Origin of the sequence: Mucilaginibacter flavidus (assembly GCF_024055575.1) — a bacterium.
Lineage (GTDB): Bacteria > Bacteroidota > Bacteroidia > Sphingobacteriales > Sphingobacteriaceae > Mucilaginibacter > Mucilaginibacter flavidus.
Genome location: NZ_JAMXOE010000021.1, coordinates 88,085 through 113,799 on the forward strand (window position 1 = coordinate 88,085; position 25,715 = coordinate 113,799).

Annotated in this window: 15 protein-coding genes; 8 read left to right on the forward strand and 7 right to left on the reverse strand. The window is 45.1% G+C overall.

The genetic code is table 11. The annotated features are described in order from the left end of the window. Window positions 1-3: 3 nt before the first annotated feature. The 4 genes from NAF19_RS23795 (at window position 4) to NAF19_RS23810 (ending at window position 10,139) form a co-directional block, all read left to right on the forward strand. Window positions 4-1,641, forward strand: coding sequence for a glycoside hydrolase family 43 protein (locus tag NAF19_RS23795; RefSeq protein WP_252792853.1), 1,638 nt, complete (start codon window positions 4-6; stop codon window positions 1,639-1,641). A 51-nt stretch (window positions 1,642-1,692) separates the two neighbouring features. After that, a complete protein-coding gene (locus tag NAF19_RS23800; protein WP_252792854.1) occupies window positions 1,693-3,549 on the forward strand; it encodes a glycoside hydrolase family 35 protein in 1,857 nt (618 codons plus the stop codon). 491 nt (window positions 3,550-4,040) lie between these two features. Next, on the forward strand, window positions 4,041-5,513 hold the full coding sequence (locus NAF19_RS23805; RefSeq protein ID WP_252792855.1) for a cytochrome P460 family protein: 1,473 nt from the start codon (window positions 4,041-4,043) through the stop codon (window positions 5,511-5,513). 42 nt (window positions 5,514-5,555) lie between these two features. Then, window positions 5,556-10,139 (forward strand): molybdopterin cofactor-binding domain-containing protein, encoded by a 4,584-nt coding sequence (locus NAF19_RS23810; RefSeq protein ID WP_252792856.1) that lies wholly within the window; start codon window positions 5,556-5,558, stop codon window positions 10,137-10,139. A 121-nt stretch (window positions 10,140-10,260) separates the two neighbouring features. Here the strand turns inward: NAF19_RS23810 and NAF19_RS23815 are convergent, their stop codons facing one another. Then, window positions 10,261-11,208 carry a phytanoyl-CoA dioxygenase family protein gene (locus tag NAF19_RS23815; protein WP_252792857.1) on the reverse strand — a complete coding sequence of 316 codons (948 nt, stop codon included), beginning with the start codon at window positions 11,206-11,208 and terminating at the stop codon, window positions 10,261-10,263. Window positions 11,209-11,335: 127 nt separating this feature from the next. On the opposite strand from NAF19_RS23815, the gene NAF19_RS23820 reads away from it, so the two are divergent. From NAF19_RS23820 to NAF19_RS23830, 3 genes are all read left to right on the forward strand, one after another. Further along, window positions 11,336-12,196, forward strand: coding sequence for a helix-turn-helix domain-containing protein (locus tag NAF19_RS23820; protein ID WP_252792858.1), 861 nt, complete (start codon window positions 11,336-11,338; stop codon window positions 12,194-12,196). A 288-nt stretch (window positions 12,197-12,484) separates the two neighbouring features. Further along, window positions 12,485-12,667 carry a hypothetical protein gene (locus tag NAF19_RS23825; RefSeq protein WP_252792859.1) on the forward strand — a complete coding sequence of 61 codons (183 nt, stop codon included), beginning with the start codon at window positions 12,485-12,487 and terminating at the stop codon, window positions 12,665-12,667. Window positions 12,668-12,842: 175 nt separating this feature from the next. Next, window positions 12,843-13,088 (forward strand): hypothetical protein, encoded by a 246-nt coding sequence (locus tag NAF19_RS23830; protein WP_252792860.1) that lies wholly within the window; start codon window positions 12,843-12,845, stop codon window positions 13,086-13,088. A 119-nt stretch (window positions 13,089-13,207) separates the two neighbouring features. Here NAF19_RS23830 and NAF19_RS23835 read toward each other — a convergent pair whose 3' ends face one another. From NAF19_RS23835 to NAF19_RS23855, 5 genes are all read right to left on the reverse strand, one after another. Beyond that, on the reverse strand, window positions 13,208-16,801 hold the full coding sequence (locus NAF19_RS23835; protein ID WP_252792861.1) for a TonB-dependent receptor: 3,594 nt from the start codon (window positions 16,799-16,801) through the stop codon (window positions 13,208-13,210). Window positions 16,802-17,010: 209 nt separating this feature from the next. Next, entirely contained in the window at window positions 17,011-18,024 is a 1,014-nt protein-coding gene (locus NAF19_RS23840) for a metallophosphoesterase (RefSeq protein WP_252792862.1), read from the reverse strand. 25 nt (window positions 18,025-18,049) lie between these two features. Further along, window positions 18,050-19,051 carry a YncE family protein gene (locus NAF19_RS23845; protein ID WP_252792863.1) on the reverse strand — a complete coding sequence of 334 codons (1,002 nt, stop codon included), beginning with the start codon at window positions 19,049-19,051 and terminating at the stop codon, window positions 18,050-18,052. A gap of 28 nt (window positions 19,052-19,079) precedes the next feature. Then, window positions 19,080-20,303 carry a beta-helix domain-containing protein gene (locus NAF19_RS23850; protein WP_252792864.1) on the reverse strand — a complete coding sequence of 408 codons (1,224 nt, stop codon included), beginning with the start codon at window positions 20,301-20,303 and terminating at the stop codon, window positions 19,080-19,082. 11 nt (window positions 20,304-20,314) lie between these two features. Beyond that, window positions 20,315-23,041, reverse strand: a complete 2,727-nt coding sequence (locus tag NAF19_RS23855; RefSeq protein ID WP_252792865.1) for a TonB-dependent receptor — start codon at window positions 23,039-23,041, stop codon at window positions 20,315-20,317. Window positions 23,042-23,396: 355 nt separating this feature from the next. Between NAF19_RS23855 and NAF19_RS23860 the strand changes: the two genes are divergently transcribed. After that, window positions 23,397-24,248: a ThuA domain-containing protein gene (locus tag NAF19_RS23860; protein WP_252792866.1), complete on the forward strand. Its 852-nt coding sequence runs from the start codon at window positions 23,397-23,399 to the stop codon at window positions 24,246-24,248. Window positions 24,249-24,570: 322 nt separating this feature from the next. On the opposite strand, the gene NAF19_RS23865 is transcribed toward NAF19_RS23860, so the two are convergent. Then, window positions 24,571-25,629, reverse strand: coding sequence for a DUF6371 domain-containing protein (locus tag NAF19_RS23865; protein WP_252792867.1), 1,059 nt, complete (start codon window positions 25,627-25,629; stop codon window positions 24,571-24,573). Between the last annotated feature and the right edge of the window lie 86 nt (window positions 25,630-25,715).

Genomic DNA, 25,715 nt, shown 5'->3' on the forward strand with positions numbered 1-25,715 from the left:
GAAATGTTAGAAAAGGAAAAAAAACTGGCGGCTGAAGTAAATGGAAATAAGTACATAAAATGGATTGTTTTATTTTACTTATTACTATTTTGTACTGCCACGATATTTGCCCAGGTAAAAGACCGGCAAAAACAAGTTTGGACTCCCGACAATGGTAATGGCACTTTTACTAACCCTTTAATGTGGGGAGATTGGCCCGATCCGGATATTATACGCGTGGGCGATGATTTCTTTTTCATTTCTACCAGCATGCACTATGTGCCGGGTTCCCCTATTGCAAAATCAAAGGACCTGGTGAATTGGGAGATGGCCGGATATGCCGTACCACGCTACGACGAGGATCCTCGTTTCGACATGAAGGGCGGTACGCTCTACCTTAATGGCTCCTGGGCTAACACTCTGCGCTACCACAACGGCAAGTTCTACGTCGGGTTCGACACGCAGCACGCCGGCGGGGGGACGGGTCACTTCTCGATGTGTGTTGCCGATGATGTGAAAGGGCCATGGAAGCGTACAATCTTCCCCGAGCGGTTATACGACCCGGGCCTGTTCTTTGACGACGACGGGAAGGCCTATGTTGCTCATGGAAAGGGCACCATCTACATCACGCCGCTGGCCGACGATGCGCTTTCGGTCGCCGGAAAACCCGTGAAGGTAATAGAGAAGGAGCCGGTCGAAGGTTCACACATGTACAAAATCAATGGGAAATACTACATTTTTAGCCCGGCGGCGGGCATCGGTTCGCAGATGTGCTTTCGTTCCGACCATGTCTACGGCCCGTACGAAAAGAAAGTCGTAATGCACGACACGCGCAACACTCCCTATGGCGTCCACCAAGGCGGCTTGGTTCAACTCAAGAATGGTGACTGGTGGTGCCTCATTATGGACGACCGCGGCCCCATCGGCCGCACGACGCGCCTGGAGCCCGTAACTTGGGTTGACGGCTGGCCGATGATTGGCATGAAAAACGACAAAGGCGAGTGGGTGGGAGTAGATACCTTTAAAAAGCCAGATGTGGGGGGTACTTGCCCTATCATAGTCCCTCCTACCGCTGATGAATTTAATTCACCGAAACTTGGGTTACAGTGGCAATGGAATCATAATCCTGATCCGGAAAAATGGTCGCTTACTGAACACAAGGGGTATATGCGATTGAAAGCTGGCAAAGCTAATAATTTGGCTGGTGCGCGCAATACCCTTACGCAGCGGGTGCAGGGCCCTTATTCAAATGGGATAGTTGAAATGCATGTATCTGGAATGAAAGATGGCGATATTGCCGGCTTCGGCATCTTCCAGTTTCCTTATGCCTTTGTTTCTGTACAGCAGAAAGGAACAAAAAGAGAAATAGTAATGGTCAACAATGATACTACCATCACAACTTTAAATTTTAGCGGCACTACCGTTTGGTTTAAAGCCAATGTTACCCATGTGGGGTTTAAAGCATCATTTGCATATAGCACCGATGGGAAAAACTATCACCCCATCGGTAATGAATTGAAAATGGGCCTGGGATTAGATTGGACGGCTAATCGTTTCGCATTGTTTAATTACAGTACCAATGAAACCGGAGCGGGCGGTTATGCCGATTTCAACTGGCTTCACTTTTCCGCAATAAATCATTCAAAAGAAAAAAACAATTAACAGTATATTAATCCATCAGTACTTTTATAGCAAACACCTTAATACATTACAATGAAAAAAATATTCCTTTCGTTCCTGCTGATTGCTTTTTGTGCCCTGCAGGGCATTTGCCAATCAAAACACACATTTGCCATAACTGACGGCGCTTTTCAGTATGACGGAAAGCCTGTTCAGATTCACTCGGGCGAGATGCATTTTGCCCGTATACCCAAAGAATATTGGCGTCACCGCTTAAAAATGCTTAGAGCTATGGGAATGAACACTGTTGCCACCTACGTATTTTGGAACCATCATGAAACCAGCCCCGGTGTTTGGGATTTTAAAACCGGTAACCGCGATATCCGTGAGTTTGTAAAAACTGCACAGCAGGAAGGCCTGATGGTTATATTAAGGCCAGGTCCCTATGCGTGTGCCGAATGGGAGTTTGGCGGCTACCCCTGGTGGCTGCAAAACGACAAAAATATGGTTATCCGCAGCAAGAACCAGAATTTTTTAGATTCGTGCAAAACTTACATTAATCAGCTGGTTAACCAGGTTAAGGACCTTCAAATTACCCACGGCGGCCCTATCATAATGATACAGGCCGAAAATGAGTTTGGATCGTATGTTGCGCAGCGGAAAGATGTACCGCTTGCCGACCATAAAATTTACAGCGCTGCGATAAAGGACATGCTGTTAAATGCTGGAGTTGATGTTCCGTTGTTTACATCAGACGGCGACTGGCTTTTTGAGGGCGGCACCATAAAAGGCGCAATGCCAACTGCTAATGGTGAAACCAATATCAAAAATCTTAAAAAGCTGATAAACCAGTATAACAACGGCAAAGGCCCCTACATGGTTGCCGAATATTACCCCGGCTGGCTTGACCACTGGGGCGAAAAGTTTGAAAAGGTGCCCGAGGATTCAGTAATTAAAGATTTGGAAGCATTTTTAAAGGATACTGTTTCATTCAATATTTATATGGTGCATGGTGGCACCAACTTTGGGTTTACCAGCGGCGCCAATTACGATAAAGAGCATCCAATTCAGCCTGACATAACAAGTTATGATTATGATGCGCCAATTAGTGAAGCCGGTTGGGCGACATCAAAATTTATGGCAATCCGTAATTTGATGAAGAAAAACGTTTCTTATTCAATCCCCGAGGTGCCCGCGCAAATTCCGGTTGTACAGCTCCCTTTAATCAAACTAACAGCATCGGCCAACGTGTTGGAGATTGCAAAGAAGCAGCAACCAGTACTAAGCGATACCCCGCAAACGTTCGAAAACCTTACCCAGGGGCATGGTTATGTTTTGTACAGTCGCAAATTTACGCAGCCAATAAGCGGCACATTACACCTGGACGGGTTAAGGGATTATGCTACTATATACGTAAACGGCCAACGGGTTGGCGAGCTAAACAGGCAGGGCAACAACTTTAGCTGCGCAATTGACGTACCATTTAATGGCCGGTTAGATATTTTAGTTGAGAACCTCGGCCGGATAAATTACGGCAGCGAGATTATTCATAACCTGAAAGGCATTATCAGCCCGGTTAAAATTGATGATCATGAAATAACCGGGAGTTGGCAAATGTACAAGCTCCCAATGGATAAAGTACCGGCTTTAAACTCTGGAAACGATAATACGGCAGGCAGCCCTACACTATACCAGGGAACATTTAATGTAAACACAGTTGGCGATACCTTTTTAGATATGAAAACCTGGGGCAAGGGTATTGTATTTATTAATGGCATTAACATTGGCCGTTATTGGAAAATTGGCCCGCAACAAACATTGTATCTTCCAGGCTGCTGGTTGAAAAAAGGCAAGAACAGCATTGTTGTTTTAGACCAGCTAAATGATAAAAAACAAACAGAGGTTACATCTGTAACAAAGCCGGTGCTGGATGCACCTGTAGGCAAGTAGCATTAGTAACTATTTTACACGTAAAAAAGGTGATTGGTTTATTCAATCACCTTTTTTGTTAAATAACGCTCAGTTTATGGGGCACGCAAAAAGCGAACACATTTTTTAAAGATATTTTTTGTCCTGCCAATTGTTAACAATTCCATTAAGGCAAAAACCTCTTCTTCATGTACTACATATTTAACTTTTCAACAAGGTATTGACAGTTGTTGTTTTTTACTTATATTTATTTCTTATTAATAAAACCTACTACTAAACCTGTCATCAATGAAAAGAACCAAACACCCTATTTTCGGCAATATTTGCTTTCCCACTGGTATTCTAATTCGAACGCCACTTAATATTTCGTAATTGCCCGTTCCTTTACCGCAATTGAGGTAACTGATAAAATGCGCTAAAAATTTTTGTTTAACAGAACTCTGCTGTTATAATACAGCCAATACACTCAAACTTAACCTAGTACCTATTAATCTTAAATCACTAAACAAATCATGAAAAAAGCCAGGATTCTGATGGTTGTTTTATTCCTTTTGGGAATATGCGCCTTATTGAAATGCACAACTAACAACCAACTACCAGCCGCAGACGGCGACGAAAAAACAACAAGAGAAAGGGGCGAATTCCCTGACTTTGGTGCCATGATACCCGTGGCCCAGTTTCTTAAACAATACCCGGGTCACAAAATATTTAAGCTTAGCCAGGACTATCCAAAACAATTGCCAGGCGAAGATAAAATCCCGGCGTTTTTTAAGATGCCGTTTGACGATAAAAGCAAATGGATGGACTGGCTGCTGGCAGCAAGAGATTACTGCTTTGAGGGAATGATTGATGCCGACTTTGTTGCCCAGGATAACAAAAAGCGCGATTGGTACCATATGCCGTGGTTACACTACGGCCCGCTTGCATCCGAAGGGTTTAGTGGACTTGCCAAAGAAGCGCCTATAAGCCCTTACCAATTGGCACCGGAGCAAAAACACCCTGGCCAGGTATACGCTTTGGGTTTTTACAATGATTTTGCCGGTCACACTTTATATAAAATGTGGAACACATCGACCGACCCTGACCCGTTTGTAACCCAGGGGCCAAAAGGCGGCTTCCCTGAAGGAACTGTAATATTCAAGTTTCTTTATACTGAACTGGATTCGCTCGATGTGCCTTATCTTAAAAACCCATACACCAGGCTTGCCTACATAACTCCAACTTTTAAAGACAGCACCAACCGTATAGTAAAAACCATGAACCTTATCCAAATGGATATTATGGTTAAGGATAAAAGGGCCGACAAATACGGTACCGGGTGGATTTTTGGAAACTTTTGCTACAACGGCAACCTGAACAAAGGCAAGACCATGAAAGACAGGGTGGCGAATCTTGTACCGGTTGGTATTCAGTTTGGCAACGACCCCGGGTATAAAACCAACTGGATAAATCCCTACCCGGTTGTTAAAACCATGATCAATGATACACTGAAAGAAACCTTTATTAATGCATCGGCAGATTTGCCTCCGCAGCACCTTGGCTGGGGCGGCAGGCTTGACGGCCCGGTTGACCTGAACACCGCTTCGTGTATGTCGTGCCATGCAACCGGCGAATTTCCGCAGATAGCTGCGCTGGTACCTGCACAGGCGTTTATCGGCGATACTTTGGCTAACGGCTCTATGAAGTACCTTACCCAAACTGATGCCCCTGCTTGGAAAAAATATTATTACAACTTCAAATGCGGCACCGCCTACGATCCTAAAAAGGCCACATCAACCGATTTTTCATTACAGGTTTCGCTGGCGCTGGAATATTACTGGCAATGGAAAAACACGCTGATGGGCGGCTACTACTCGCATCAATATGCCGGTATACAGCACATGGCCATACGTGGTGGTATACCATTTAAACAAGTTAAAATGATTAAAAAGCGGGGCAAGAAACAGAAAGTGGATACGCTGACCCAAACACAGGACGGCTTTTAGTACCAACCATTTATCTTGATGAATTTATAAAAAGAAAACATTATGCAAAACTCCATATCATTTTTCCTGAACGGCGAAAATGTGGTTATCAAAGATCCAAATGTCGACACCCTGCTGATTGATTACCTGCGCTCGCCCGATGTGCATTTAGCCGGACCCAAAAAGCCATGCGGGCAGGGCGGTTGCGGCGGCTGTACAGTTATTCTATCGCATTGGAACAGCAAGGATAAAAAAGCAGAGCACCGGGCCATCAACTCATGCCTTCGCCCTTTGGCATCGCTCGATGGTATGGTGGTTACAACGGTTGAAGGTACCGGTGCTGCCCGGCACCCCAACCCCGAATACCTTACACACACCCAAACATCCAGTCGGGGTGGCGGTTCGGCTGAATTGCCCTTACCGGATGCTGTAGTCGAGGCTTTCGAGCAGGCACAGGACAAACGTGAACAGGTGCTTGCCGAAGTACAAAAAGCATTAAAGCGCACCGCCGTACCAAAACTGTTGTTACAAACAGACGTACCGGAGCACCCGTCGGAACTAACGCACATGGGCATGAACCCTGTTGCTCACCGCCTGGCCATAAACAATGGCACTCAGTGCGGATACTGCACGGTTGGTTTTGTAATGAATATGTCGGAATTTATTGCCAATAACCCTAAAGCAACACAGAAGGAAATTGAGGATATTTTTGACGGCAATATTTGCCGCTGTACCGGCTATCGTCCTATTTTAACGGGGATGAAAACCTTCGCGTCTGACTGGACAAAAAAGGATGAAGAAGAGCGCATGAAATGCCTGGGAGATGATGCCGTCCGATCGCAATTGCCAGCATCCTCGATAGTAATCCCGTTCCCAAATGCAGCAAAAAACGATATGCGCGGGGCATCAATCCAAACGCCTGGCCGTACATGGACAACTCCCACAACGCTTGCCGAACTATTGACGGTGTTAAGCAAACACAAGGGCAATAAACATTACATTGTACACGCAAACACCGGGTATGGCATATACAAAAATGAGTTTTTGGATGCCGAGCATATCATCGATATCCGGCTGATACCTGAGCTAAACGCTCCGCCTTTAATAACGGAGCAAGGCCTCAAAATATCGTCGGGTACCACCTATAGCGATGTTATAGCAATTTATGAAAAGGCTATAATAAAATATCGCGAAAACATCGCGGCAGGCCGCGATATCGAAACTACCCCCTGGGGTGCTGCCCAATTTATGGCAAAACGCACCGCGGGCCGTATTGTGCGCAACGCCGGCTCCATAGGCGGTAATACCATGTTGGTTTTAAAACATATTGCGGCTGGAACCGGAGAACCTTTCCCGTCGGATATGCTTACGGCGCTCGCAGCTATCGATACCGTGATTGACTATATCGATCCGGAAGAGAGCAATAACATCAAAAGCAATACAGTCGACGAGCTGTCAGCTATGGTGATCAAGCAGCCAGAACTAGCCGATCGCATAATTTTGGTCTCGTATTCGATACCATTTGGCGACAAAAACGATGTGGTGCTTGCCCAAAAAGTTGCCCTGCGCGATGTTAATGCCCACAGTATTGTAAACTCCACCAGTTTGATACAGCTTGGCCGTTCGTTAAAAGTAACCGCCGTTCATTTAACGTTCGGAGGTTTAGCGCCATACCCGTGGCGGGCCGTTGAAACCGAAAAAATGATACTCGGCAGCGTATTGTCGCTGGATATGGTTCCTGCCGTTATCAGCAGGCTAACTGAAGAGGTTAAGGCCGTAATAGCCCACTGGGCGAAGCGGATGAAAGGGCTGCCGGATGAAGGCTTTACAGAATCTTACAGGGTTCAGCTGGCAACTTCTTTCCTTTATAAAGCAATTGTTAAAGCATTGCTTGAGCAAGGTGCATTTATACCACCGAATATCCGTTCAGTTGGCAAGATTACCTGGGGCCATTGGCCGGTTAGCAACGGACTGCAATACTATGAGCCTTTAAATTTCAGGGCGCCGCTATCCAAACCGTACGTTAAATTTACTGCCGTTGAGCAGGCACAGGGCCAACTGCATTATACCCACGAATTATCTGTACCGGTAAATACCATAAACGGGGCATTAGTTCAAAGCAAAAGGGCGCTTGCTAATTATCATTTTACCATACCCGGCGATAAGGCCCCGGTAACCTCAGACCAGTTGCGGAAACATCTTTCTGAGAAGTTCCTGGACTTTATCGATTTGGTTACCAGCGAGGTATTCAAAAACGGCAGCATGAACATGCAGGGCATGGGCTCTGACCAGCCGATATTTGCACCTGAACAAGTCGAATATGTAGGGCAGTCAATTGCCCTTGTTGGCGCAAATAACGAGCAAAACGCAGCCACCATTGCCGATTATGTTACCAATAACTGCGTAGGCTACACGCCTGTAAAAATTGCCGAAGCAGCCAAAAGCTGGTGGAACAAACCTGTGATAGGTCTTGACGATGCTATTAAACACAACAGCATTTTTCCTGACTACCCAACAACGGCCAGCTTTAACTCCCATATTTGGCAAATTACCAGGCCGGGCAGCAATTTAACCTGGGTGATTAACAAAAACCCACTGGATAAAACTATTACTAACACCCCAGTGGTAGTTAATGGCAATTTGTGCCAGGTTGTAGGCTCAACGCAGGCAACGGGAGGGCAAGTACATTTTTATATGGAAACCCAGGCAGCCATTGCCGAACCTGCCGACGGCGGCAGGATGATTATTAAAGCATCAACCCAAAGTCCATCGACCATTCATGGCACCATTGCGCAGGTATTGGGCGTGCAATACAACAGCATAGACGTGCAGGTACCACCCGTAGGAGGTGGCTTTGGCGGGAAAACGGAGCCGGCAAGGTTTGTCGCTGCCGCAGCTGCAGTCGCCGCAAAAGCCTTAAAACGTCCCGTGAGGTTAGTGCTTACCCGCGAACAAGATACCGGCATGATTGGAAAACGCCACGCCTATTATGCACAATACCAAATTGCAATTGATAAAGGCGAAACCACACCGGGCAACAAAGGCATAATACAGGGGCTTGTAAATAAAATGTATGGCGATGGCGGTGCGTTTTATGATTGCTCGTTCATTGTATCAAATTGCATTATTACCCGTGGGGACAATGCTTATCAAATCCCAAATTTCCAGGCGCAAATTGATGTTTGCCGGACCAACACGGCACCCAGCACTGCAATGCGTGCTTTTGGTGATGTGCAGGGCAAAGTAATGCTGGAAAACGCCATTGACGATGGCGCATACTCCGTAGGTATGACTGCCGAAGAAGTGCGGGAGAAAAACCTGTATGTACGCGGAGATGTTACGCCTTTTGGCCAACCCCTCACCTATTGCTATATGAAAGAGGTTTGGGCTTACCTGAAAAAGGTAAGTAACTACGATGTTAAAGTGGCAGAAGTTGCGCGGTTTAACGCCGAAAATAAATGGCGTAAACGCGGCATAAGCATGGTGCCTGTTAAATACGGCTCAGGATATAACCTTACCATGCTGGAGCAGGCAGGTGCATTTCTGTCGATATTCCAGGGTGATGGCAGTATACTGGTGCACCAGGGCGGCGTTGAAATGGGCCAGGGTCTGTTAACAACAGTACGGCAAGTTGCATCGTACATTTTAAACGTGCCGATGACGCTGATTGAGGTAGAAAGCCCTAAAACCAGTATTATCCCTAACCCTACCAGTACAGGTGCATCAACTGGTACCACCTACAGCGCCGAGGCGGTTAAGCGCGTTTGCGAAATAATGCGATCCCGTATAACCGAGTTTGGCTATGATATGCTAAAAACCCATGGCAACGACTGGTGTGTAGACCAGGGTATTGATTTTTGGAACCACGGCGTACTTGGCTGGAAAGCAAAACCAACCAGCAAAAAGGCGAGATCCCCGCTTATTTGGCAAAATTTAATTGCCATGGCTTACCAAAACCGGGTAAACCTGATAGCCAGCCTGTCCATACCAATATCTGGTGGCGAAACGCCTGTACCTAACCTTACCTACAAACCCATTGACCAGCAGCCCGATATACCGGGTTATACCTGTGATAAAAACGGGAGGCCCGGCGCTTTTGATTCGTTCAGCGGGTTTACCTACTCTGCTGCCTGTACGGTGGCCGAAGTGGATATTTTAACCGGGGAATCGAAAATACTAAGCACCGATATTATGTATGACGCCGGCTGGAGCATGAATCCTGCAATAGACATAGGCCAGGTTGAAGGTGCCTTTATCCAGGGATTGGGCTATGTAATGTCGGAAAAGCTGGTGTTTGAGCCTGAAGGCGTCGATGAGGGGCGTTTAAATACATTAAACACATGGACCTACAAACCACCCGCAACAACCAGCATACCGCTTGAACTGAACGTCCATCTTTTCCCTAGGGATTTGGCTGCGAATGTTCCGGAAAGCCCGAATGACATTCTATCGGCAAAAGAAATCGGGGAGCCGCCACTGGTGCTTGGCGTAACTGCATTCTTTGCTGTTAAAGCGGCCGTGCGGGCATCAAGGGTTGAACGCGGGCTGTCAGGTCTGTTCCGGCTGGACGCCCCGGCTACGGTGCAGGAAGTACGGTCGGCCTGCGAAGTTGATGAAGCAAGTTTTTTATTACCAAACATGCCCTAATTGTCACCATCTATATAACAATGAGCCAGGTTCGCCTGGCTTTTTTGTTATATTATAATTCCCGGTTGTACCATATCACAATGTTCGTAAAAGTTTACAAACCGAATAACCCAAATATTTCTTACCACTTCCTCAATCCCAACAACTTCTCCCCTAACTCGCTTAATTCTGCTACCGGGTTTTGTTTTTCACGTTTCATCGGGTCGCCGGGGAAAGCATAGCCTTCCATAGCATCGCGGCTTTGCCAGCTATTGATGCGCCATTGCCTAAGTTCTTCATTGTCTTCCTGTGCTGGCATCATAGCGATATATTGCGCAATCCTCACTTTATTACCGCTGGTATTGGGGCGTATGCCATGTGGTTCCAGGCTGTTAAATATCAGCAGGTCGCCGGCTTCCAGTTTTACCTTTACAATTTCAAAACCGGTGGTGTCGGGCTTATAGTGGTCGCGGTCTTCGGGTTGGGTTAGTTTCCAGGTATCGTAGGTGCGGTATAACTCAGGTATGCATTGAAAACCACCCATATTTTCGTCAGTTTGGTCGGCAAGGGCCAGTACGCCCTGTACATTCTGGGGCTTAGTTTCCGGATCGTAATCCCAATGAATAAACCCTTTATACTCAAAACCCGGGCGTAGCGGGAAATTCAGATTTGCCCTGTCTATCGTCGCCCATAACTTTTCCGTTCCCCAAACATCGGCAAAAGCGGCATGAACTTTTGGGTGCTGACGGTTATCCCACATGTATTGGTGATTATATATCTCCACCATGCCGGTATTATTAAGTTCCTTCATCTGCATCTCTACATTCGGGCGTTTGTACCAGCTTTCTACATCATCAGGGTTTTTACCTTCGTATTCCCAAAGGTAGTCGGCCATTCTTTTGGCTTGCTCCTTTGGCACTGCGTTTTTTATTACCACATAGCCGTTATCAACCCAAAATTTCCAGTCTTCTTCGCTCAACACCCGGAGTGGTTCCCCATTGCTGCGGTCGTTTAATTTTATTTGGCTCGATTTTGCGGTTGAAGGGTTACCCGGTATCTCCTTGTGCGCATTCATTGTTTCTACCTGCATGGTTCTAATTGGTTTGATAATCCAAAGGTACAGTGCTGTTTATGGCTTATTGATCTATACATTAACCAAAATTTGCTCTGCATTAACATTTTTATTAAGTTTGATTAAGCCGTAACAACAATATAGCATGAATGAGATACAGCTGGAAAAAGTAGATTTTGAGCCCGGCAAATCATTTAAGCTGTTTTCGCCACGGCTGCGCAATACTTTTTTATGGCACTATCACCCGGAGTTTGAGCTGGTATATGTTGAGGCCGATGCGGGTATACGCCATGTAGGCACTCATATTTCAACCTATACCCAAAGTGACCTGGTATTTATTGGCGGCAACCTGCCCCACCTTAATTTTGATTACCGGTTGCGGAGCGATTACCACCAGATAGTTATACAACTGCGCACAGATTTTTTGGGAACAGCAGTTGGCCTCGCACCTGAGTTTTCGCTAATCAGCAAATTATTTAAGGCCGCCGAATATGGAATAGCATTTAGCGGCGAAACAAAAAGAATCGTGGCGCAAAAGTTAAAGGAGTTAAGCAGCCTAAGTTCGCTGGACCAACTATTACAACTCATTAATATATTCCAACGGCTGGCCTGCTCAACCGAAACTGAGACGTTAAATGATAACTTGAACAGCAAGAACTTTATTTTAAAAGATAAGATAAGAATGGGCGCCATTTATGAATATATAGACGCCAATTACCACAAAAAGCCCGATGTTAACGTGGTGGCGCAAAAAGTAAACTTAACCACACCTGCGTTTTGCCGTTATTTTAAACGGCAGAATAACATGACGTTTACCGAATTTGTAAACCAATACCGCGTTGAGCGGGCAAAAAACCTGCTGATGCAAAACCATAACGTAAGCGAAACTTGCTATGCCATAGGTTTCGACAGCATTTCATACTTTAATAAACTGTTTAAGCAAATTACCGGCGAAAACCCTTCAGATTTCAGGCGCAGTCGTTATGCCGGCATTTCACAGTCTTAACTTGTTTAGTCCTCTTTTACTTTGTTGTCTTGACTCATATAAACCAGCTGTATTACAGCGTGTTTTGGGGAAATAAATCTCATTTTGAGAATATTTTCCAAATTAACTATAATAAAAATCACATTAACCACCATTCAACTTCATAGTAAATGGGGCAATACTATGCTATTTGCGCCAATCGGTATAAGTTTTGTGTAAGAATACTTATAACGCAACAACTATTATCAATTAAGCAAACAATTGATTAAAACATAAACCAGTTAAAATCAAGGCAAACATTTAGCAATCATGAAAAAATCAAAACTATTAACTGTGGGCATATTCGCTGCATCTTTGTTCGTGGTAACAAGCTTAATTGTAAACCCTAATGTGTGGTTTATGGTTGCAGCCAGTGCGGTAATAGGCTACAGTATAATTGTTAAAAACGGCAAACAAGTGCAGCTTCAAAAAAGCTTAACGCTAAAATCGTAATTTATCCTAATAACTGTAACTTTTGGTTAATCAAACCTGTTAAGATTAGTTAACAGGTTTTTTATTTTTCTTGTAACATTTGCTTACCAAAATCCGTTGAACAACGTTTAGCGGGCTTTTCTTGTCGCGAGTTTAAATTGACATAGTACTAAAATAACCTATTCACAACAAAAACATGAAGAGAATTAAGCAACTCTTTTTTGCCTGCCTTACCGTGGGCTTGTTCACATTTCAGTCGCCTGCGAAAGCCGATGGGCATAGTGGCCCCGCTGATGACAGTAAAACCAGCAACAAAACATCAAGCAATAACAATACGGGTACCGCGCCCCCAGTCAACAATAATATAGCATTTTTAATTGTAGTTGGCGTGGCTATCGGCGGTAAAATAATTTCCGACAAAATAAAATCGGTAAGGCAGTAATTTTTTAATATAAATTGGTTGCCCGGCTAAAGGCTCGCAAAGCCTGTTGTGCACGTTATGTTAATCCTGGAAATTCACACCCGAATCGACATTTAGACTTTTTGAACTTCCTAATCCAGCTATTGCACCGTGTACCTAAAAACCTGCCGCCCTAAATTGCCTTTTTCATCGATGCCCTCAATTACCAGCCGGTAGGTTCCGGGTTTATCTGCATTGTAAAAATCAACAGACGCGTTGCCGTCTTTAGCAGTGATTACCTCTGGATTCCAGTAAATGGTAGATCGTAAATCTGGCCTTTTAAGATTAACCTCCGAATTATCATACCGTGGTGAATAAAACACCCGTGATAAATAATAGCCCCGCGGGGTTATCGGCAATATGCCGAATGATGGGATGTCCTTAAGATCACGCGGCTTGCCGATTTTGGTTGTAAAAACCAATACGCCATGGCCGGCACCATTGCCATATAAGCCAGCAGAACTTGCCGTTTTTAAAACCTCAACCGTTTCAACGTCGTTGCTCAAACTGTTAAAGTCAAAGTTTCCCGGCATTAGTACTCCGTCCACAACAATTAACATTGCATCGCCCATAAAATAAGCAGCCGAACGCCCGGGCCTGTTTTCTATTTTAATTCCGCGTAGTCTTCCCTTCAGACGTTCTGAAAGTTCTCCGCCCATTGGTATATCGTCCATGTGCACAACCTGGTCGGCATGGCCAGGGCCACCCAATGCAGATGAACGGTAATTGTCTTTAGCTTTTTGTTCCTTTACTTTTACTTCCCTAAGCATAATACCTTTAGGCGAGCCATATTTGGCGTACTCATTTAGTTGTTCTTTCCGGCTTTTAATATAGGCTGTTATTTGTTGGTTAACATCTGCGTTAAAATTAAGCAATGACGTCGGTGTTGGTATTGTATCTGTTTTATAAATCAATTGTGTTTTGTTGCTTCCTTCTTTGGTAACTGCTTGCAGCATAAAACGGGTGGAGTCGAGGAACGCCAGGTTTTTAAACTTAAAATTCCCCTTATCATCGGTGGTATCGCTAAATATATTGCCGCCTGCCGTGCGAATGAGCGACACCATCCCATTTTTAAGCGGTTTGCCGCCCATACTGTTAGCAATGCCGCTTATTTCCAGGCCTGTTTCGGGCTGGTATGCGGGTGGCTTCCTGTTACTATTAATCACTTCCTTCCATTCAAAACGGCGGTAGCCGTGGGTGAGCATCACCAAATCAAGATTTTTAAGCGTTTCGTTGGAGATGTTGCTGAAATAATAGCCGGGCTGTTCAACATTGCCCTTTAAATCGTCGGTTAACAATAAGCTGTTCAATATGTTCTTCTCCGTATTTTCGTCAACCGGTACTTTGGTCTCGTCGGTAATCGACACCGAAAAGTGCCCGGCAACGGTTGAATCGGCCCGATTTTTTGCGTTTATTTTGATATTTACCTTTTCGCGGGCAGCATAAATTGTTTTGTCGCTGCTTACCGCCAGGTTAAGCTTATCATAATTCTGCACAAAAAATAACCTTTCGGCTAAGGGCGCTCCTGCCGCAGAAAATAGCGTAACGGTATTGACACCCGTATGTAACCTGCGTTTGGCCAAATCGAACTTTAGGGTTGCGCTATCAAGCCTGCAGTTAACCGATGTGATTATCCCGCCCGAGTAAATAACCAGTTGATAAGCCTTATCGCGATTTTGCTCAAAATAAGGTTTATCAGCATTAATAAATACCGTAGTTTTCTGCAGCGAATCGTTGTTAACTGATAAGGCAATGCCCTGCTGTAAAGGCGGCGGCAAGTCGATGGTATTTTGCGAGCCATCAGCAAACGTTACATTGGCTTTGTAGCTTTTACCTGTTTCCGGCGTTATATCGACGGAGCCCATCCCCAAATGAACTGATGCAAACGTGGTAACGGTATTCCCGGTATTGTCGGTTATCGTTCCCTTCACATCCAACCCAAGCCCGTTAAAGCCAATAGCCTTAAAACCTATTTTTGATTTCACACCACTTACAAGCGCACCACCTTCCGGGAAAAACTGCAGATCGGGCTTACTTGCTGCCGGCTGCCTTGTTGCACTTTCGGCTATTTTAGTTTGCAGGGCAGAGCCCACCGGTATGGTTTGACTAAAAAAGCCAGCATCACCATCATTACGCATCCATTTGGTATATGCCCTTACCCGGTATTCACCTTTCGGTAATGTGTCAGGCAGCGCAAAGTCGCCCCAGCATACGCCACCATTTATTTTCAGAAAAAGCGACTGGTCAACTTTGTTTTGAGTATTTACCATGTCAACATGCAATACACCGCTCAAGGCCGATAGCTCGTGGCGCTCGCCAACGGTTACGTATGCTTTAAAATAAATCGTATCCCCGGCGGCGTAGTAAGGCTTATCAAAATACAGGTAAGCTTGCTCGGTAATATGGGTACTTTTATAATCCTCCAACTTATCATCAGGCCCTTTTGCCAATGAAGCTTCTCTACCCACCATGTTAGGCGGCTCATAGTCTGACGGCAATAGTTCTGCAATCCTCCGTTTCGTCCAGGCGCCTGAATATACAATAGCATTAGGGTTAAGGTAAACGCCATTATCGTCAAAGTATCCTGAAGGTTCATTAAAAGTTAATAAAGTCACATCATTGTTATAGGGGCTGTTTAACCGTGCTATCGGAGTAGCTGTAGAAAACCGGCGGTTTTTACTATAGGTGATGTGCAAGGCATCATTCTCACAACTAAGGGCGTAGGTGCCTTTATCGTTAAGTTTAACCAGGTCGTTTTTATTTAGCTGGTATTTCATTAACGCGGTAAGTGTTTTCTTAAGGCGCTTTTTCTTTTCCCAGGATAAAAGGGAGTCGCTGGTTTTCGTCGTTTGGATTTTTAGCTCTTTAAAATATTTAATTTTCGAATCGATAATTTCATCAGACGGCCGTTGGGGATTTTGGTAAATGGCATATTGCAGCACCCGGAAACCCTCTTCCTCGAGGTGATTGTTCAGAACGGCCTGTAAAAAGTGTTTTGGAGAACCTTCGTACACCTCTTGCCTGCGTTTTTGCCACTCGCGCTTTTGGGGTGCCGTACCTTCAAGATTTTCAAATAGCGAAGAACCTTCATAGTGTATCATTTGCCGTTCCTCGTCTTTACTTTCCGCAGTAAAATTGGCAAGCAGGTATTTTATACGATAGCCCAGCGCCTGGTTTTCTATCACCAAAAAGTCGGCAGACGATGCTGTTAGATTACTTTCCTTATCATCATAAGCAAAATCGAGCATCTCGGGGTTTAATATCCGGCAGTCTTTGGCGAAGTCAGATTGTCCCAGGAATTCTTTCTTGAAAATGTCATAGTAAAACGCCCGGCTGGGGTCGGTTTTAGGCACAATTTTTACCTCCCTTAAGGCAAAGGTTTTAGGGAATATCAATATATCCGGGATAGTAATATTAGCGCTTCCCACAATAATCGACTGTTTGTACGTGTCGAAACCTACTATAGAAACCACAAGGTCATATTTCCCCGGCTTTACACTACTAAGCCTAAAAGTGCCATTGCTTGTCGTTTTATCGCCAACGGTCGCATTGCTTAAAAACACATTTACGTTTGCAAGCGGTTTAGTATCGGCCTGGTTTAAAACACGCCCGGTAATTGTTACCTGCGCCAATCCTGTAAAAGGCAGTGCCAAAGCACCTAATACAACGGTTATCCAAAAAAATTTAAGCATCATTCGGTTTGAGGTTAATAGAGCGGATATAAGCAAAAATCCGTATAGGGCAAACAATCAGTTATGATAAAGGTAGCGCATTACAAACTATAAACCAAATTTTTAGTTGTAGCCTGATTCCACTTTTTCGACCCGAAATCCCCCTAAAAAAATAAAGCCATCTTTACAGATGGCTTTATCAAAAATTTATTCTACCTTATTAATTATGGTACTTATTTGGTTAGCTCTGTTTCATATAAAACATCGCCTTTGTAATTAATGGCTTTCACATTCAGCCGTTTTGCATCTATTGAAAAATACATAAAGCCGTGTTCAGAAGCCTGGAACTTGCTGTAAGGGATACCGGAGGTTACAGGGGTTAGCTCAGAACCCGCTCCCGAAATAAACTGATGGGTAACGCCCGCAGGTTTTAAGTGTTGTAACGAATGTTCGTGACCCGACAGATAAGCGTCAACCTTGTAATCTTCAAATGTTTTTGTTAATGCCTTGCGCATTGTTAATGTATCTGAGTTATTTATACGCGGACCAACTGTATAATACGGATGATGGCCTATTACTATTTTCCATTTAACATCGGCCGATGCATTGCCTAGCGTTTCGTGCAGCCATTTCATTTGCGTTTCAACCTGTGCGGCTTTTGCTTCGTGCAGAAAGGGGTCGGTATCAATCATTATCAAAAGCGCTTTTTCGGGGCCTTTTTGTTTTTGGCTGCCTGTTTCCTTGTCCTTGCCTCCTTTGCTTATCGAAATCTCTTTTGAATAATATAACGACTGCAAATTCCACCGCCGGCTTATTTTACTGTAACGGATTTGTGCGTCGACATCTGAATGGTAGTCATGGTTGCCCATCACCGGGTACCAGTCACATTGCAGGGAATGGGCGGTATAAATATTTTCGAAGGAGTAATGCCACAACGGGTCGAACTCGCTTACCACACCTTTGGGGTAAAAGTTATCCCCTACCGAAACCACAAAATCATTGGGATGAGTGGCTCCCCACAAACCCATTTGTTTGGCAACCTCTACCTGGTCGTACTCGCCGTTGCGGCCCCAGTCGCCAAGTGCCATAAAGTGCAGGGCGTAGTCGTCTTTTATTGCCGGTAAAAGGGTAAGGTCTTCACTTTCAAAATGAGTTACCCGGTCCTCTGCAAATGCTGCAAGCGGGGTTATTAACGATGCGCCAATAGCAGTTAGGGCTGTGTTGCGTACAAAGTCTCTGCGTTTCATATCAAAACTTTTTTAATATTTAAACCTATTGAAGGCTGTATACCAATAATTTGAAACTGCCTGCAATAGCTGTCCTTGTGCCTTTCTGAAAGTCGGCAACCGGGAAGTATAGTTTATGGGTGCTCATATCCATAGCCATAGTTTTTGCCCGGTTTTGGGTGGTTAAAGTTTGCAATGCGCTGTAGCTGTCGGCGCTGTCCTGCTTAAAAATACTGGCGGTGCCGTCGCCGTTTGATGCTATTACCAATTTATTGGCCGCATCGTATATTACAGCGTCGACACCTGCGCCAATTGGAAGGGTTTGTATTACTTCGCCTGTACTTGCGTCAAGCACGCTCATGCCTTTATTTTCGCGGCAAACGGTAAACAGGCGGTTATTTGCCTGGTCGAATGCAAGCCCGGTCGGGCCGCCGCATGGTGTTAGCGGGTAAGTTTTTATCACTTTCATCACCTTTGAGTCTATCACATTCAGGCTGCTTTTGTCTTCGAGGTTATTATAAACCAGCCCCATTCCGTCTGATACGGCAAATTCGGGGCCGCCACCTAAATCAATTTTGCCCACTTGTTTTAATTCCACCGGGTCAACAATAACAACGGCGTGGGCGTCGCCTTCAAAAGCAAATATTTTTTTCGAGAAGGGGTCGTAAATTATCCCATCGGCATCTGTGCCGGTAATAGGGATGGCTTTAATTGTTTTTAATGTTTTGGTGTCGAACGCTACCACAGCATTTCCTTTGCCATCGCTAATGAACCCACGGTTTAATTCGTTTACCACGGCAATACCGTGTACGCCTTTCATATCGCTTATGGTGCCGATAACGGTCTCGGTTTTTAAATCAACTACATTAACTGCAGTGCCGTGTGACGCATAAAGCACATGGTTTGTTTGGTCGATGAACGCGTAATCGTAGCCGCCCTCGCCGGGCAATGCTATGGTTTTTTCAAGCTTATATGTTTGGGCCGATGCACTTAACGCGGCAAAAACAAGTATGCCGGTGCAGGTAATAATTGATGCGATTTTTTTCATAATAACTAGGTTTATATGTTTAAATATATTAGTGCTGGTTTCCTTTGCCATCGGTTGTATAAGCGCCCAAATCCTGGTTGCCTAAGCCGTTGTGGAAGTTTAAATTGCCCGCTCCAAATGCCGGCGAACCGTTTTGCAGCCTGAAATCGTTGGTGTTGGGGAAACCATTAGGCGCCGCCACCGTGCCATCAAACTTTACAAACATAGGGTTAAGTTCACCAACTTTTGTCGAAATCAAATCAGTAGGTTGCGGCGTGCCTGCTGCACCTGCGGGATAAAAACCAGCGCGGATATCAATTTGAAGGGTTGGGTCAACCAGGTCGGTATAATGGTCGACTGTGGCGTAAAAAAGGTTATTGCCGTAGGTGGTGTGTACGATGTCGCCATCGGTAAACAGCTCAAGACCGTGGTAACAATTCACATAGATATTATTGTAAATATGGCCAATTGCGTTAACACCCACTGATGTTCCGCGCCCTGGTTCGGCTGATCCGCGCCTCCAACCAACAGCAACTACTGTATTATTATAAACATCAACTTCAGTTTGCGGAAATGGTTTCGACGAGCTCGTTTCGAGCTTAATACCCGACCCCGCCTGGCTAAAAACAACATTGTACGCAACAATACCGGTAACGCCGGTCTTCAGGTTTATCCCTTCGCCGTCTGTACTGCCCGATGAACTGATGGTATTGCGTAACAGTTTTATTTTAGCACCATTACTTATCGCCATCAAATCGTCCTGACCGTTGGTAAACCACGAATCTTCGATATCAACATTAATAGCTTTCTTAACCTTTAGCGTCCCCCTGGCACTGCCCGATGCATCCGGCCCGCCTGTATTGTCAATATGTGTCCATAAAATAGTTATTGCCTGCGCGGTATCGCATTGCAGGCCGCCCCAGGTACCCGGTTGATTGGTATCCGAGTTAAAAAATATGGGCTGGTCTTTAGTGCCCAATAGCTGCAGCACGCCCTGTATGTTTATCTGTGCATTATTTTTAACCACAACTGTGGCCCCCGGCTGCGATGCAAGGGTATCTCCCTTTTTTACCGTGATGTCGGAAGTTATGGTGTAGGTTTGGCCTGTTAACAACGTTCCTTTTAAAAACCCGCTGATGTTGCCCGGCTGTATTGGGCTTGATGATGGTATTTTAATTTTGGTAAATGTTGTCAGTTCTGCTTTTTTGCACGAGGCGGCAAACACAACCAATATAAAACCTGCAATTACCTTATAAATATATTTTGCTTTCATTTTTGTTTGAATTAAAGTGAGTAACGGAAGCCAACATTAAAGCTCGCGTTGTAAACATCTTTTGATTGTACCAGGTTATTAATTTTTATAGTGGTAGGCGTATTTAACAGGTTGTTCACTTTAGCAGTAAGTGTAAAGTGCTTGCTCACCTGTTTCTCGCCCGAAAGCGCTAAAAACGATTGTGGCTGCTGATAATAATCGTAACCATAATTGCTGTAAACCAGTGCTAAGGTTTTGCTGGTGTAAGTATATGCTAACTGCGCAAACACCTTTTGCTTATCATTTTTGTATAATAAACTAAGGTTTACCACATCGCCTGTTTGCCCTTGCAGTGGCCTGTCCTGCAGTTTGGGTACCGAGGTGGTAACACCGCTGGCATCGGTCGAGGTGTATATTTTTGTAGTTTTTATGTTTGAATAGGTATAGGTATAATTTCCTGATACGCCTATATTGCCAAAGTAACGGCTGTACACAATCTCGGCGCCTGCAACCTTGGCTGTACCAAAGTTTTGCGGCGATGTATTAAGCTGACCACCACTTAAATCGTTAAGCGCAAATTCAATTGGGTTGATGATGTTTTTGTAAAAACCACCTACAAACAGCTGCTCTTCTTTACCGGGGTAAAGTTCGTAGCGCAAATCGTAATTATCGGCAACGGTGTGCTGCACCAGCGGGTTACCGGTAACATCGGTAGCCTGGCCCAGCGTTGGTGTTGGCACCAATTCAAATAACGCCGGCCTCGAAATTGATTTAAAGTACGATGCCCTAACGTTTGAATTATCGGTCAGCTTATATTTTAACTGCAAGCTTGGTAAAAGGTCGGTGTATGTTTTTTTAGCGTTGCTCCGTACGTCAAGTACTACCGGGTGCGTGTCATAACCCTGCACCGTGCCTTCGGTGCGTATACCGCCTACGATGTCAAGCTTATCAAGGGTTAGCTTTACCTCGCCGTAGCCGGCTGTTATGTTTTCGTAAGCGGTATAGTTTGCCTTGTCGCTGGCTAATGAGCCGGTTACATCATATACTATCCAGTCGGCGTTGTAAATATCGGTAAAGGGGCGTTTTACACCATTAGCTGTAGCTGTTGGCCGCAGCGTATATTCGTTTTGTGTGTTAAAACGTGTGCTGTGCCTGTACAAGCCGCCGACTTTAATTTCGAGCGAGCTTTTTTCGCCGAGGCCGGTTTTGTAACCGAGGTTTGCGATTGCGCTCAAATCCTTATCCGAGTTCCGTTGCCAGATGCGCGAAATGTTGTCGAAAAAGTTAGGCGTGCTGCTAAAATCAGGGTTTATTAGGTGATTGATAGAAATATCGGCCCTATCCGGCGATTTTTGGGTGGCATTTGAATAAACACCGGCCCAATCAAACTGGAAGTGATTAGCTATTACATGCTTGCCGGTTAACTTAAGGTTCTCAACAAACTGGTTTTGAATGGTTGAACGGTTATCATTAAAAACAGTTCCGGTACCCGGCCCAACACGACCGCCGTTACCGCCAAGTATCGAGGTATCAATACTAAGGCGAGTTTGCGCTAAGTGGGTGTAAAGGAAAACGTTATCGAGGCTGATTTTATTTTTCTCGTCAAACTTATAATCCAAATGCCCTGACAAACCATTGTTTAGCTGCTGGGTTGAATAGGTGCGGTTGGCCACATCCGAAATAACCGGTTGAAAGCCTTTGCCCGGCCGTGTATCAAGCTGCGCATTGTTAAACTGCGAGTTTGTGCCGTAATATTGGTTTTGATAGCTATCGGCAATTATAAAACCTAGCTTATTATTAAAAAATCTGCGCCCGTAAGTAAAGCCAAACAGCGAGGTTACCGGTGCGTTCTTTTTTGTAAAGTCGAGATTTGCCCTTGAAAAATATCCTGGGGGCGCTTTGTATGATGCGCCAAACCTATCGGCAGGGCTTTGGGTCTGAACCGCGCCGCGATTAAAATCATCGAACTTGCGGTTAAAAAATATACCGCTGTAGCCTATCGATCCGTTCGCTTTAAAGTATTCGTATTCCGGCGCATCTTTAAAAACAAGGTTCACCGTGCCGCCTATTGCATCACCTTCCATCTCGGGGGTTAGGGTTTTACTCACCTCTACCCTGTCCAACAAATCAGAGGGAACAATGCTAAGGGATATAAACCTCGAAACAGGATCGGGGCTGGTTACTTTAACGCCGTTTACTAAGGTGTTGTTATAACGTGGTTCGAGGCCGCGGATAATGGCATAAGCCTCATCTGAGCCGCTGTTACGCTGGATAGTAATTGCCGAAACGCGTTGCAGTGCGTTAGCCGCATTAATATCGGGCGAGCGCTGCATGGCCTGGGCCGAGAGTATGTTGGTAATATTGTCAGCATTTTTCTCCGACTTGCGCGAAGACGCTTCAGATTCGGGGTTTGCCGAACCATACACCTTTACAGCCTTCAGCGATTCGGTTTTTTCAGAAAGGCTAACATTCAAGGTAGCAGCCTGGCCCGCAGTAAACGTTACCTTTTCCTCGTATTCGGTAAAACCTACGTATTTCACCTTAAGCTTGTAGGAGCCGGGGGCGATACCGCTTATGGAGTACCGGCCAAATGCATCGGTTACAGAGCCTCCGTTTTTGCCATCGAAATGAACGAAAGCACCGGTTAAAGGCTCTTTTGTTTGCGCATCGGTTACTTGCCCTTTAAGGCTTGCTGTTTGTGCCGAAGCCATTGATGCAAAGAAGATAAATAATATAAATAAGTAATTTCTACCAATCATATAAATGTGATTTTTTACAAATCATCGGGTCAATATTGGAGAAATACTGAATTTGGGGGCCATAAAAACTTTGTTAACCCAGTGATAATCAGAAGTTAACAATCAATCCGGTTTGAGCCAAAAAGCATATATTAATTATAGCTGAATTCAATAATTATTTAACATCTAACCCAGGGTTTTCCACTGAGATTTGCCGCGGCTTGGGCCGCTTCGTCAGCTGTTTCCCCCTGTTATAAATTAAAGCTTTAAACCTCTCCCACTACAAACCCACTACAAATGCGTATCAGACCAACCGGCATGCGTTAACGGCCGTTTTTGTTTTTAATTTTACCCTAACCAATTACCACTAATTACTATGTTGATATTAACGCGGTTAGCCAAAGCCACCAATTTATTTTTTATTTGCCTGTTGTTAACAGCAGCTTCAACAGTCAGCGCACAAAACAAAAAGCCTAAGTTTAAGGTGATAGCCTTTTATACCGCTCAGGAGGACAAGGCTCACATCAGCTTTGTGCACGAGGCTAACCCCTGGTTCGCGAAAATGGCAACCAAATACAATTTTGTTTACGACTCCACCAAAAACTGGGATAACCTTAACCCGGAGTTTTTAAAAAATTACCAGGTGGTTTTATTTTTAGATACCCGGCCCGATGTGCCCGCTCAGCGCGAAGCCTTTGAAAAGTACATGAAAAACGGAGGCGCCTGGATGGGCTTCCACTTCGCGGCATTTGCGCTTACCCCATCAAAGTTCAACCAGGACTGGGACTGGTACCACAACGAGTTCCTTGGCTCAGGGCAATACGTGAGCAATATCTGGCGACCATCACCGGCGGTGATGGATATCGATAACAAATTCGGCGCAACCAAACATCTGCCCAAAACCTTCCACACCGCACCCAACGAATGGTACCGCTGGGAACACGACCTGCGCCAAAACCCCGACATCAGGATACTGGCTTCTATAGATTCGGCTAGTTTCCCGCTTGGAACGGGGCCCAAGCAATCCGAAATATGGCACAGCGGCTTTTACCCCGCAGTGTGGACCAACACCAAATACCGCATGATATACATGAACATGGGCCACAACGATATGGACTATGAGCATAAATATGATAACACTGATAAAACATTATCGTACACCTTTGCCAATGAAATGGAATCGAAGATGATTTTGGATGCGCTGATGTGGTTGGGGGGTAGAGATTAGTTAATTGAAGGTTAGAGATTAGTTGATTGGAGATTAACAATAAATCACGTCATTGCGAGGAACGAAGCAACCTCTACATAGGACATTCATGAACCGTTATGTTTGTGTCGACCTAAATGCGGCTGATAGGTCAACACGAAGCTTTTGCTTCATTGATTTGCATGCGTAGAGGTTGCTTCGTTCCTCGCAATGACGCGCGTAGAGTCCTAATCTCTAATCTCTAACCTCTAATTAACCAATCTCTAATTAACCAACCTCTGATCACTAATTGTTTGTCCGTCCGGTTTTGAGTTAGGGTCTGATGGAGAAAAAGCGGACAGTATTATAAATAATCGCCTAAATCCCAGCCTGCCTTGCGCTGTTCGGGGGTGGCAATCTTCTCTATTATATCTGATACGGTGAACACCGCACCGGGAATCCAGGATTGCAATTGCTTGCTTTTAAGGCTCCACTCGCTGTGGCTGCCCAGGTCGGGATAGAGGGTAACGTGCCGGTTTTTGAGGGGCAGGCTTATTTGCTGATTAAGGTTGCTTTTACCACCGGTAGCCAGCCAAATGGCTTCCGGATTATGCAAGCTGGCTATAATTGCGGTTTTCTCGCTTTCCACAATAGCAACGGGCTTTTGCGGTTCCTCGCTAAGCTGGTGTTCGCCGAAGAGGCATTGCCGTGGAGAAAAGTCTTGAGTCTTAAGTCGGGAGTCCTGAGTCTCAAAGCCGGAATCAGTGTTTTCTTCTGACTGCCGACTTACGACTTCAGACTTAAGACTCTTCAAACAATGCACCCACGTTACATGGTTAAAGGGCTGCTTAACGCGGCGACCGGTTTCGGCATTGTAGAGCATTATTTTGCCGGTACGTACGCGGCCTGTGGTGTCTATCTGCCAAAATACCGTTGCTCCGGGCCAGTATTTTGAGGTGCCTATCCTGAACCTCCCGATAACATTGCTTGCCAACTGCCTGCCGAAGCGGTTGATAAGATATTGCACAAAGTGGTTTTGCTGGTAATTATTAAAGCTTGCATTTACAATCTCCGGGTTTACACTGTAACCGTTCAGTTGTTCAGTTTGTACTGTTGCTGCCACAGTTGCGTAACTGGGGCCGGTATGCCGTTTGGCATAACCCAGTGGTTTGCTGTATGGGTAAGCGCCATTGCCGGGCTGCCAGGTGCGCTTGCTTTTGTGGGGGTTATCGTTAAAATACTCGCGGGGCTTATAGTGATAACCGCATTTATCCTCGCGGCCGCAGCGGCCCACGTTATCAGCAAGATGTTCGCCGGTTTCAGTATGTATGTAGCGCACAAAGGTACGTTGGCGGCTGTTGCATGCAGGGCAATGATAGCGCGATGAAGGTGTGGTATAGGGTTGTAATGTATATTGGCTCATGGATTTAAGCTTTGCAGTTGATAGTATGAAGAGGTTGTTTGTCCGTCCGGTTTTGAGTTAAGAGTATGGTTGTGAAAAAACGGACA

Bases quoted from the DNA above. Each gene is read 5' to 3' on its own strand.
- NAF19_RS23835 (WP_252792861.1), bottom strand. From the start codon at position 16,801: ATGATGCTTAAATTTTTTTGGATAACCGTTGTATTAGGTGCTTTGGCA.
- NAF19_RS23815 (WP_252792857.1), bottom strand. From the start codon at position 11,208: ATGCAGGTAGAAACAATGAATGCGCACAAGGAGATACCGGGTAACCCT.
- NAF19_RS23820 (WP_252792858.1), top strand. From the start codon at position 11,336: ATGAATGAGATACAGCTGGAAAAAGTAGATTTTGAGCCCGGCAAATCA.
- NAF19_RS23805 (WP_252792855.1), top strand. From the start codon at position 4,041: ATGAAAAAAGCCAGGATTCTGATGGTTGTTTTATTCCTTTTGGGAATA.
- NAF19_RS23800 (WP_252792854.1), top strand. From the start codon at position 1,693: ATGAAAAAAATATTCCTTTCGTTCCTGCTGATTGCTTTTTGTGCCCTG.
- NAF19_RS23850 (WP_252792864.1), bottom strand. From the start codon at position 20,303: ATGAAAGCAAAATATATTTATAAGGTAATTGCAGGTTTTATATTGGTT.
- NAF19_RS23855 (WP_252792865.1), bottom strand. From the start codon at position 23,041: ATGATTGGTAGAAATTACTTATTTATATTATTTATCTTCTTTGCATCA.
- NAF19_RS23825 (WP_252792859.1), top strand. From the start codon at position 12,485: ATGAAAAAATCAAAACTATTAACTGTGGGCATATTCGCTGCATCTTTG.
- NAF19_RS23830 (WP_252792860.1), top strand. From the start codon at position 12,843: ATGAAGAGAATTAAGCAACTCTTTTTTGCCTGCCTTACCGTGGGCTTG.
- NAF19_RS23840 (WP_252792862.1), bottom strand. From the start codon at position 18,024: ATGAAACGCAGAGACTTTGTACGCAACACAGCCCTAACTGCTATTGGC.
- NAF19_RS23810 (WP_252792856.1), top strand. From the start codon at position 5,556: ATGCAAAACTCCATATCATTTTTCCTGAACGGCGAAAATGTGGTTATC.
- NAF19_RS23860 (WP_252792866.1), top strand. From the start codon at position 23,397: ATGTTGATATTAACGCGGTTAGCCAAAGCCACCAATTTATTTTTTATT.
- NAF19_RS23865 (WP_252792867.1), bottom strand. From the start codon at position 25,629: ATGAGCCAATATACATTACAACCCTATACCACACCTTCATCGCGCTAT.
- NAF19_RS23795 (WP_252792853.1), top strand. From the start codon at position 4: ATGTTAGAAAAGGAAAAAAAACTGGCGGCTGAAGTAAATGGAAATAAG.
- NAF19_RS23845 (WP_252792863.1), bottom strand. From the start codon at position 19,051: ATGAAAAAAATCGCATCAATTATTACCTGCACCGGCATACTTGTTTTT.